Raw genomic sequence first — 9,387 nt, 5'->3', positions numbered from 1 at the left:
AAGTTCGGGAAATAACCGGGAAATGGATGAAGGAATATAACGAAGAAAGACCGCATGAATCACTGGGAGACTTGTCACCATTTGATTACAAGTTGATTAAAAATAAGTCGGAAAACTCTAGTTTAGGTTGGCACTAATAAGGGGAGGTTTACAGAGGTAATTAATGAAATTAAAAATATTATTGTTGAGTACGTTATTTTGTCTTATCCAGTTCAGCCCATCCTACGCCAAACGGTACGGGCATCATCTACCGAGAACACCTAAATACGGCAGTTATGGCAAAACACGCGGTATCAGGCCTTATTTCAAAAAGAATGGCACCTTTGTTCAGAGCCACCGAGCAAGCAATCCTCGCTCGGGCATGCATTGTCGTAACAATGTTTGTTATTAAGTTTTCCTAAATGAAAAAAATTTTATTTATAATTAGCTGCATGATGCTTAATTTATCCAATAGCTATCCAGGTACTACAAGTATTTGCCAGGGAAGATTTGAAACGGGACAACCAGTTTATGTAAAAATTGACTGGGACAATAAGACTGTTTATATAAATAGGTCACATACCTTTATTCAGAGTGTAGTGGCATACGGAATAATCACAGACACTTACAAAAATCGGTTGGGTATCAACACTTTTTCCATTATTGGACATTTTCAAAATGCAGGAACATTTATTGCTCAACAGCAAGAACAATATGGCCAAATAACATTTACAAACTTTGCGCGCTTACATTGCAGCAAAGAATTTTTTAGGCCATTTTCAGATAGAATGTTGAGCAACTAAGTCTTTTGATTTTTGAGGGGGTATGAGTTTGGCGTGCTGAACCCCTACCCTATATTCCCTATGAAGGTTTATATTTTCTTTTTTCTAAAATAACCAAACGCTCAAAAAGATTAAGAATCTTTTGGTCTTCAATTTCTTTTTTATGCTGATAGTTCCTTTTTCTAAATGCCTTGAACTTTAAATCTTCTGGTCTAAAAGCAGATAGTCCTTGTTGCCTATGTTGGCGCCATAATAAGCGTATTGCTGCATCGATGTCAGTGATTAAGTCCTGATATAGTATTGTGTCGGCATCTTTTGTTTTTGCAAGCCTCTTCCAATTTGCTAATGAAGCGTATGAAACCCCTGCGTATTTGCACGCAGCTTTTAAAGTGTATCCTTTTTTTACTCCTTCAACGATGGCATCTTTTATTTCATAGGTTAATTTTCGGGGCCTTCCGCCTTTATTTTTCATCAACGCCTCCTTTTTATAGCCTGAAAAAAATAAAAACTTCAAAAACCTCTATTACTCAGTAGTAATAGATTGCCTTGAAGAGTATTCAACAAATCGTATCGGTTTTTTATCTGGAGCATACACATATTGTAAAGAGTTAGCATGAAACCAAAAACCCAATACGCCCTCCCAGTCTCCGTTACGTTGTTTATCACAAATCCATTTACAGTCTGCTGAATTAACAATTTTTTCTTCTTTTTCGTCTAGTAATGCGCCACTAGCCTTAACTTGTGTCAGTCGTTCCTTTTCTTTATTACGCCAAATAATAAAGCAGTTATCAGCTAAATCTGAGGTTGTCCCGGTACCTTTAATATCTAGTTTGCTTGGGGGTTTTGATTCATCAAATCCTTTTCTAGGGTGAACTACAATATGGACTTGGCAATTATGCTGGTTTTTAAAGTCACATAACTGGTCAATAAACACTTTTTGGACGCTGTAATCATCATCAGCAATATCCAATTTCATTAGCGAGTCAATGATAAAAACATCAACTCCGTAACGTTGACGAGCGTACAAAAAAACATCCAACAACCTCTTTGATTTCGCTGAGCCAACAAGGTCAAAAAGCCATAGTTTGTCTTCATACCATTTATGAATCGCTTCTATATACTCAATCGAGGGGTTAGCTAAGGCAGCAGCTTGACGTGTTAATCTCATTAATAGCCGCTTAGGTTTTAATTCAAGGCTAGCAATGCAAACACGAGCACCTTGCTGCATCATACTCAAAATAATTTGTCCGAGAAATTGGCTTTTTCCATGACCGTTTATGCCAGTCCACACTGAAAGCTCATCGGGTCTAAACAATATTTTATCAGTGGCTTTTTCCCAAGGAGATGAATATCCTATAAATGTCCCTGGCTTAGGGTAGAACTCATCAATCACCTGCCCCACAAACTGGCTTGCTGGCTTTAATTCATCCGGATCAAGTGTTTTTGCTAAATCAAAGCACTTTTTAATTGCCTCTTCTGCAACTCCTGCTTGCAGACATTCGTTAGCGTCTTTAAGCGGCAGTTTAACAACTCTACAGCGATGACGACCTAAGCGTTCAATTAATTCTTTTGTTGCAATATAGCCTTCTTGGTCATCATCCATACAAAGAAAAATTTCATCAAAAATGGACAAGCGTTCAAATTCATATTCAATCCAATTGTGTTTCTTACCACCTCCGGCACCAAATGGAACTGACAATGCAGGCATACTATATTGGCATAAAGACATAGCATCAATTTCACCTTCGCAAATAGCAACCGAACGGGCTTGCTTAGGAAGCATATGCCAACCGAATAAACAAGGTTCGCAATCAGGCTCAACACGCATTTGTTTCTTACCATCAGCGCGTTTTAAGTCCAGGTATTTTACGAATATGAGTTCGTTATTACAAAGGTAAGGGAAAACAATTTCATTACCCTTTTGCCCTATTCTGAATGCTTGAATAATCTCTGGTTGTAATTTACGTATCTGCGTTAAGTAATTCATTACAGGCGAATTATCACCTAATGAATCTAAATTTTGTTTGGGTCTAGCAAATTTAGATACTTTGTAAGCTTCGAAATGAGGTTGTGATATGCCTAAGTAGCTACTAGCTTCTTTCATGGCTTCATAGTTTGTTAAATTGCGCTTTTGAACCCATAGATTGAGCAAATCACCGCCATCTCCGGTGGCAAAATCAGACCATATACCCGCTTTTTCGCCCGTTAGATGTACTCCTAAAGATTTGCCAGACTCACCATCAATACTACCAACTCGCCATTCATTACCAATTTTCTTGCCGTTGGGTAATAAATACCGTGCTACTTCCTCGGCACGTTGAGATAAATTTCTTACAATTTCCTTTGCCATTATCATATTAAATTACTCCTGCCATAATATCGTCGCTTTTCATACAATTAGACTGAGTTTCATCTTTATGGGCACTCTTCATGAATCGCTCAATATGTTCTGCATCACGAAAAATTAAAGTGATATCATCATAGACTTGGTGATGGTCATTTTTTCCCATGTTGAATGGGGTGTTTTTACAGCCATCAATGGCTTTTTGAAGCTCTGGTATAGTGTAACCTTGCTTGATAGCCTGCTCGATTGCTCGCCGCCTTTTCTTATCCAATATCGCACGGGGGTGGTTCATAGTGCGCTGCCAGTAATCAAATAGTTGTGCGCTAGCATCATTGGATGAGGTAGAAGAAACACAGAGAGGTGAATCGTCAGATTCACTTAAATGTTTTTCTTTATTTTGTTTGATTTTATTTATTTTAATTTGGGTGGCAGGACTTCCGCAGTCTTCCGTCAACACTGAGGAAGCAATGTTACAATGCCTCGGAATTATTCCTTCAATACTACCGGAATCTTTCTCCATATTGGTAACTTGCTCTATATTAATGGGTTCTACAGGGTAGAGAGAGGTTGGATATTTAATGGTTTGATGTTTTTTCCATCCGGTAACCACCCAATATGCTTTATCGGCCACCGTATATTCATTTAACAGCCCTTGTTGTATAAGCTCGGACACCCACGATTGTATATCGTTTGTGGAATAATCATCTGTAGGGAACACTTCTGCTTTTAGTTTTTTATATGCAGCAGGGTGCACACCGTTGTCATCAGAAAAATTCCAAAGTCCTATAAACAATAATCGCGCTATAGGCGAACAATTTAAAACCTGCTCGCTTGTCCAGAATTCTGGTTTAATCATTCTATTTCTGGGCATGCTTACCCCCCAAAATTTGATTAAGCTGATCCTCTAACAAACCTCTAGACTCAATTAACTCTCGCTCTAGATTCGCTGACAACTTATGCTCAGTAAAAATATCTGCATATAAAATCGATTGCTCACGCTTTAGTTCCTTATAGTACTTTAATAATCTTGCTCTTTCTGGAGAGGTTAAATTACTATATAAAGGCTTTTCATGTTTTGGATTGCCCAGTTGCTTGACTGGGTGATTCGTTATACGCTCCATTATTACTTCCTTATAAATGGCAATTTGTATTGAGGTTATGCGCCCAATCCTCAATTTCTTTTCTGAGGTACATGGGTCTTTTACCTAGCGGATTTCTCGGTTTAGGAAAATCAGGCAGTTTTACTAGCTCGTAAAATTTGGTTGGACCAACCCCTAAAACTTTTTGGACATGGTTGGGATAAAGTAGAATTGGTAGCTCACTCAAAATCGTCTCCTTCAAAAATGTTTTTAAAACGTAGCTTCTCTTTCGGAATCTTTCTCAAGGATTCATGAGAAATTATGAAGGAATTAATTTTTTATCTCTGGCCCCTACAACACAGCATCAAAAATCGGGAATGTGTTGTAGGGCTGTGATTTATTGAAGGGGCATGAGCGGGGTTATTTGAATTTGATAAATAGTTAATAGTTTTTCCCATAAAGCAGCGTTTAATCGATATTCGATACAATGTTTTAATAGTTCGGATGTTAATTTTTTTACACTTGGATGATTTTTTGCTATTTCATATTTTTGGCAATAATATTCAAGTGTCTTATCTGATGGCTCAGAATCTCCAAGAAAATGGGTTGTGACAATCTTTAAAAAGGATTTTAATTTACTACCTTCATAATATTGACTTGGAGGAACCAGCCCTAATGATTCAGCAATAAAGAGCAGCTCAAAATACCGTTGTTTTTCAAGTGAGCTTGTACTATATGGGGAGCCTTTTTTTCTATTTAAGTTTTTGGAAAATTGAACTATTGCATCTCTTCTGCCAAACAGAACAAAAGGCCTCCCACTACGTTCAAAAATACTAATATCTTGCTCAAACATCTCTTGCAGAATTTCATCCTGAATCTCTATTAATTTATCAATCTTCCCTTTTATACCTTCTAGATCAGTCTTGCTACTCATTTTTATCAAGGCTTGGTAATAATACCATGTGTTAGTGATTATATTTACATGCTTCATTGAAATTTCGTGCCCAATCAAATCACATAATTCCAAATAAATTGGCACTAGTAATAGGCTGTTCGCATTAGTTTTAATATCGGTATTTAATGCACGATTTATCATTTGTTTTGAGCACGTAGGCTCTTCGTAAAGTTCTGCCATTGTAATTTTCCTATTGTTGATTTATCTTAAGCTGGCCTTTGCTATGACATAGCAACCAACTGCTATACCATTCCATAAGCAACCTGCGCTCCTGTTTAAAGTCGGCGCGTAAATATATTCCACGCACTCCTTGTACTTTATGAGCTAGCTGAGCTTCAATAGCATCTGCTTTAAAGTCTCCTTGCTCATGCAAGACACTAGAGGCTAAAGAACGGAAACCATGTGCTGTATGACGATTTTTATAACCTGCGTTGTGCAGAAGCTTACGAACACTTGCTTCACTAATAGGCTGAGGTTTTTTTAACGCTGGTGAGCTAAATAAATAGGGTGTAAAACCAGTAAGTAATCTGAGTTCTTTTAATAAATTTAAAACGTGATGAGTTAAAGGCACCCAATGGGCTAACCCCATCTTCATTCGCTCTGAGGGAATATTCCATTCTGCTTTTTGTAAATCAAATTCTGACCATTTTGCTTCGCGTAACTCTGACGGCCTTGTAAATAGATGAGCTAACAACTCCATATACAACTTAACGATTTTTGTAGAATTGGTGTTTTTAATGACCAACATCATTTCATGAGCCTCGCTTGCACTAATCGCTGGCTGGTTTTTAGCTTTCGGCTTTGGCATTAAAACCCTTTTTAAGCCAATAAATGGATAATTTTCGGTAAGAGACGCTCCTACTGCGAACTCGAAAATGCTTTGTAGTCTTGCAAATAAACGATGAGCGACATCATGATGCCCTACATCTTCATGTGGTTTAATAACGTTTAATAAATCTGCTTTTGTTACTTCATCAATAGCCTTTTCACCAATTAAGGGTAAAATATCACGCAAAAGACTTTTCTCATGACGATTGCGAGCAAAATCTTTCCATGAAAATTTATATTTTTGAAACCACTGCTCAGCAACCATACTGAACGTTATCTTGGTTTGCTCTGCATCAACATTTTTTGCTCTGGGGTCAATCCCTTTATCAACTAGAGCTCGATAAGCTAGGGCTATTTCACGGGCTTCTCCCAGTTCAATATTTGGAAATTTCCCAATTGTGATTGTTTGCGGTTTTTTACCCCATTGAAAACGAAAAATGAAGACCTTGCTGAGTTTTTTCTTGCTTGGCCTTAGTTCTAAGGCTAAGCCATCACGGTCAGTATGACGTTTTTTATCTCCGGGCTTTAAAGATTTGATTAGAGCGACTGATAACATTGTAATCACCTCAACGAAGCGGTGACTTTGGAGAAAGGAGGTAAAAAAAGTTTACCCAAAATCTTACCCAAAGTACGCGCGGTTAAATACGAAAATTAACGAATTGTTGAGAAAGATTTGAGAGAGAAAAGTCAGTGTTATTCTATTATTTATCAATCAGTTACGTACTAATTTAAACTCTTGCGAACAATTACAAAATGTGTAATTGGTGCCCAGGGCCGGAGTCGAACCGGCACGGGATTTAACTCCCGAGGGATTTTAAGTCCCTTGCGTCTACCTGTTTCGCCACCTGGGCAGGTATCTTGGAGGCTGAGGCCGGAATCGAACCGGCGTACACGGCTTTGCAGGCCGCTGCATAACCACTCTGCCACACAGCCTTGTTCCTGATTGCTTGCAAATTCTACTACATTCTTGCAAGAAATTGCATGCAATTTATTTGATGCAAATAAACCTGGTAAAAAAAAAGCGACCCTCTGTCGCTTTAATTGGAGCGGGAAACGAGATTCGAACTCGCGACCCCAACCTTGGCAAGGTTGTGCTCTACCACTGAGCTATTCCCGCGCCTCTACGGGGTGCAATTCTACCGGAAATAAACACCCTGTCAATAACGAAAATTAATTTTTTTTTGTTAATAACGGCCAAGCTATCATGAGATAAATGACCATTGACCAAATCGTTAAAATTGCTGACAAATAAAGCAAAATGAAACCGAGGATGCCCCACCAAGAATAGGCAGGATGAAAGGCAAGCAGCAACACCAATGCAATCATCTGCAATACTGTTTTCACTTTGCCAATATAACTTACGGCCACACTTGCCCGGCTTCCTATCTCAGCCATCCATTCACGCAGTGCGGAAATCACAATTTCCCTTCCCACAATGATGATGGCAGGAATAGTGATGTAATTGATATCTTTGGCACCTACCAGCAACAATAAACTCGTAGCCACCGACAATTTGTCGGCAACCGGGTCAAGAAATGCGCCGAATAAAGACATTTGCTTTAATTTGCGCGCCAAATAACCATCCAGCCAATCGGTAAAGCTTGCTGTAGCAAAAATAATTGCCGCAGCCGCATGTGCCCAATGGAAGGGCAGATAAAACACAATAATGAAAACAGGAATGAGCAAAATACGCATCAATGTCAGCAAATTAGGTAAACTCGTCAAGGTACCCACTCCGAACCCCTTTTCCTCAAAATAATTACAGTTGCATGTAATCTAACAGTTGCTGGTAATCATCAAATACATACAAAGCACCGGCTGCCAAAAGTTCCCGTGCCTGTTCTTTTTGATTATAAAAATTCACGCCAATTGCATCCACTCCAATGGCTGCGGCCATCTCGATATCACTTACCGAATCGCCAACCATCAGCGTTTCAACAGCCGAAACCCCGTATTCATCCATAATTTCTTCAAGCATTTGTGGGCATGGCTTGGCTGGCACTTGATCAGCTGCACGCGTTACCGGAAAAAAACTGTCCATGTGCGCCGCCTGCAAATTTCGCCGCAATGAATTATGCCCTTTATTCGTGGCAATGGCCAAATGAATACCCGCAATTTTCATTTTTTCCACGACCGCTTGTGCACCCGGAATCAAATAGACATCAGCCCCCGGGGACGCCATAGCCAAACGTACCGAATGCGTTAACTCATCTTGCTGATGCGCAGTTAACTTCGGGAATATCTTTTTAATGGCTACAGCCAATCCATAGGTTAAGTAATGCCGGGCAAGGTGTTCATCAAATTGCCCAAGATGCATGCGCCTGGCTTCCAAGGTGAGGATATTTAAAACATTTCCTAATGTATCTCCCAGTGTCCCCTCCCAGTCGAACACCACCAAATGATACGGTTTATTCATGAAGTGATTTACTCCCTGAACGCAGCTTGGCTATTGCTTGTGTAAATTCTTGATCCAAGTCCGCCTGAAAGAAATAATTTTTTCCATTGAGATTAAATTGAATCGCCCGAGCATGCAAATATAAGCGTTGCTTTAAGCCCTGGAGATGGGTACCACCGTATTTTTCATCACCAATAATCGGATGCTTTAAGTAAGCACTATGTACGCGAATTTGATGCGTTCTTCCGGTTTTAGGGTTAGCTTCTACCCAGCACGATTCCCCATAGTTTTCCAAAAGCTTGAAACGAGTTTGCGCCGGTTTCCCATCAGGATCCACGGCAACCAGCCGCTCTCCTGATTTTAGAATATTTTTTTTAAGAGGCACATCAACCAGGCAATCTTTCTTATCATGCCAGGAGTGCAAAAGTAGCGCCCAATAAACTTTATCAATTTCCCTGGCTTCTAAAAGAGCCTGAATGGCACGCAACATACTGCGTTTTTTAGCCAAAAGTAAGCAGCCAGAAGTTTCTTTATCCAGCCTGTGCACCAATTCAAGATAAGCCAAATCCGTACGCGTTTTGCGCAATGCTTCAATTACGCCTAAGCTTAAGCCGCTCCCTCCATGCACTGCCAATCCGGCCGGCTTGTTAACTACCAATAATTGCTGATCTTCAAAAATAATACTTTTTTGTAAACGTTCGGTAAGGCGGGAGCCCACATAGACGTCAGATTTACCTTGAGAACTGCGCACTGGTGGTATTCGGATGCTATCCCCTTCCTCTAATCGGGAAGAAGGCTGGGCGCGTTTTTTATTAACGCGTACCTCGCCGTTGCGAATGAGACGGTAAATATGGCTCTTGGGAACCCCTTTCAAAATGCGCAGCAAATAATTATCCAAACGCTGGCCTTCCTCTTCCTGACTAATTTCTGTGTAGCGGACATCACTCATTAAACAAAACCTTTTTCAATGCTAAACTGCGTTCGTCCAATCGCGTCCCTATTTCCTGAACACCATTTTTTTGTTA

The 9,387-nt window shown here is 39.7% G+C and carries 11 protein-coding genes and 3 tRNA genes; 2 read left to right on the top strand and 12 right to left on the bottom strand.

Annotation, left to right across the window (positions count from 1 at the left end):
• Positions 1 to 11 precede the first annotated feature (11 nt).
• The gene (locus ELY11_RS07830; protein WP_407656438.1) at positions 12 to 137 is read left to right on the top strand and encodes an integrase core domain-containing protein; all 126 of its coding nucleotides are present in this window, start codon (positions 12 to 14) and stop codon (positions 135 to 137) included.
• Between the two features lie 264 nt (positions 138 to 401).
• Positions 402 to 782, top strand: a complete 381-nt coding sequence (locus ELY11_RS07825; protein ID WP_127032965.1) for a hypothetical protein — start codon at positions 402 to 404, stop codon at positions 780 to 782.
• Positions 783 to 840: 58 nt separating this feature from the next.
• Here ELY11_RS07825 and ELY11_RS07820 read toward each other — a convergent pair whose 3' ends face one another.
• From ELY11_RS07820 to ELY11_RS07765, 12 genes are all read right to left on the bottom strand, one after another.
• Positions 841 to 1,233, bottom strand: coding sequence for a transposase (locus tag ELY11_RS07820; protein WP_127032963.1), 393 nt, complete (start codon positions 1,231 to 1,233; stop codon positions 841 to 843).
• A gap of 51 nt (positions 1,234 to 1,284) precedes the next feature.
• Positions 1,285 to 3,117: a bifunctional DNA primase/helicase gene (locus tag ELY11_RS07815; RefSeq protein WP_127032961.1), complete on the bottom strand. Its 1,833-nt coding sequence runs from the start codon at positions 3,115 to 3,117 to the stop codon at positions 1,285 to 1,287.
• Between the two features lies 1 nt (position 3,118).
• Complete coding sequence (locus tag ELY11_RS07810; RefSeq protein WP_127032959.1) at positions 3,119 to 3,976, bottom strand: hypothetical protein; 858 nt, start codon at positions 3,974 to 3,976, stop codon at positions 3,119 to 3,121.
• Entirely contained in the window at positions 3,963 to 4,226 is a 264-nt protein-coding gene (locus ELY11_RS07805) for a hypothetical protein (protein ID WP_127032957.1), read from the bottom strand. The genes ELY11_RS07810 and ELY11_RS07805 overlap by 14 nt, the downstream gene beginning before the upstream one ends.
• 355 nt (positions 4,227 to 4,581) lie before the next feature.
• A complete protein-coding gene (locus ELY11_RS07800; protein WP_127032955.1) occupies positions 4,582 to 5,319 on the bottom strand; it encodes a hypothetical protein in 738 nt (245 codons plus the stop codon).
• A 10-nt stretch (positions 5,320 to 5,329) separates the two neighbouring features.
• Positions 5,330 to 6,523 (bottom strand): tyrosine-type recombinase/integrase, encoded by a 1,194-nt coding sequence (locus ELY11_RS07795; protein ID WP_127032953.1) that lies wholly within the window; start codon positions 6,521 to 6,523, stop codon positions 5,330 to 5,332.
• Positions 6,524 to 6,729: 206 nt separating this feature from the next.
• Positions 6,730 to 6,818 (bottom strand) — tRNA-Leu (locus tag ELY11_RS07790).
• Positions 6,819 to 6,826: 8 nt separating this feature from the next.
• Positions 6,827 to 6,900: transfer RNA gene (locus tag ELY11_RS07785), tRNA-Cys, on the bottom strand.
• Positions 6,901 to 7,009: 109 nt separating this feature from the next.
• Positions 7,010 to 7,084, bottom strand: a tRNA-Gly gene (locus ELY11_RS07780).
• 53 nt (positions 7,085 to 7,137) lie between these two features.
• Positions 7,138 to 7,701 carry a CDP-diacylglycerol--glycerol-3-phosphate 3-phosphatidyltransferase gene (gene pgsA, locus ELY11_RS07775; RefSeq protein WP_126952942.1) on the bottom strand — a complete coding sequence of 188 codons (564 nt, stop codon included), beginning with the start codon at positions 7,699 to 7,701 and terminating at the stop codon, positions 7,138 to 7,140.
• 25 nt (positions 7,702 to 7,726) lie between these two features.
• A complete protein-coding gene (locus tag ELY11_RS07770; protein ID WP_126952941.1) occupies positions 7,727 to 8,383 on the bottom strand; it encodes an HAD family hydrolase in 657 nt (218 codons plus the stop codon).
• Entirely contained in the window at positions 8,376 to 9,311 is a 936-nt protein-coding gene (locus ELY11_RS07765) for an RluA family pseudouridine synthase (protein ID WP_127032951.1), read from the bottom strand. Before ELY11_RS07765 ends, ELY11_RS07770 begins: the two co-directional genes overlap by 8 nt.
• Between the last annotated feature and the right edge of the window lie 76 nt (positions 9,312 to 9,387).

This window comes from Legionella septentrionalis, from assembly GCF_003989745.1.
GTDB lineage: Bacteria > Pseudomonadota > Gammaproteobacteria > Legionellales > Legionellaceae > Legionella_A > Legionella_A septentrionalis.
The sequence above is the reverse complement of the archived record's forward strand: the minus strand, read 5'-3'. Positions and strand labels throughout refer to the sequence as shown.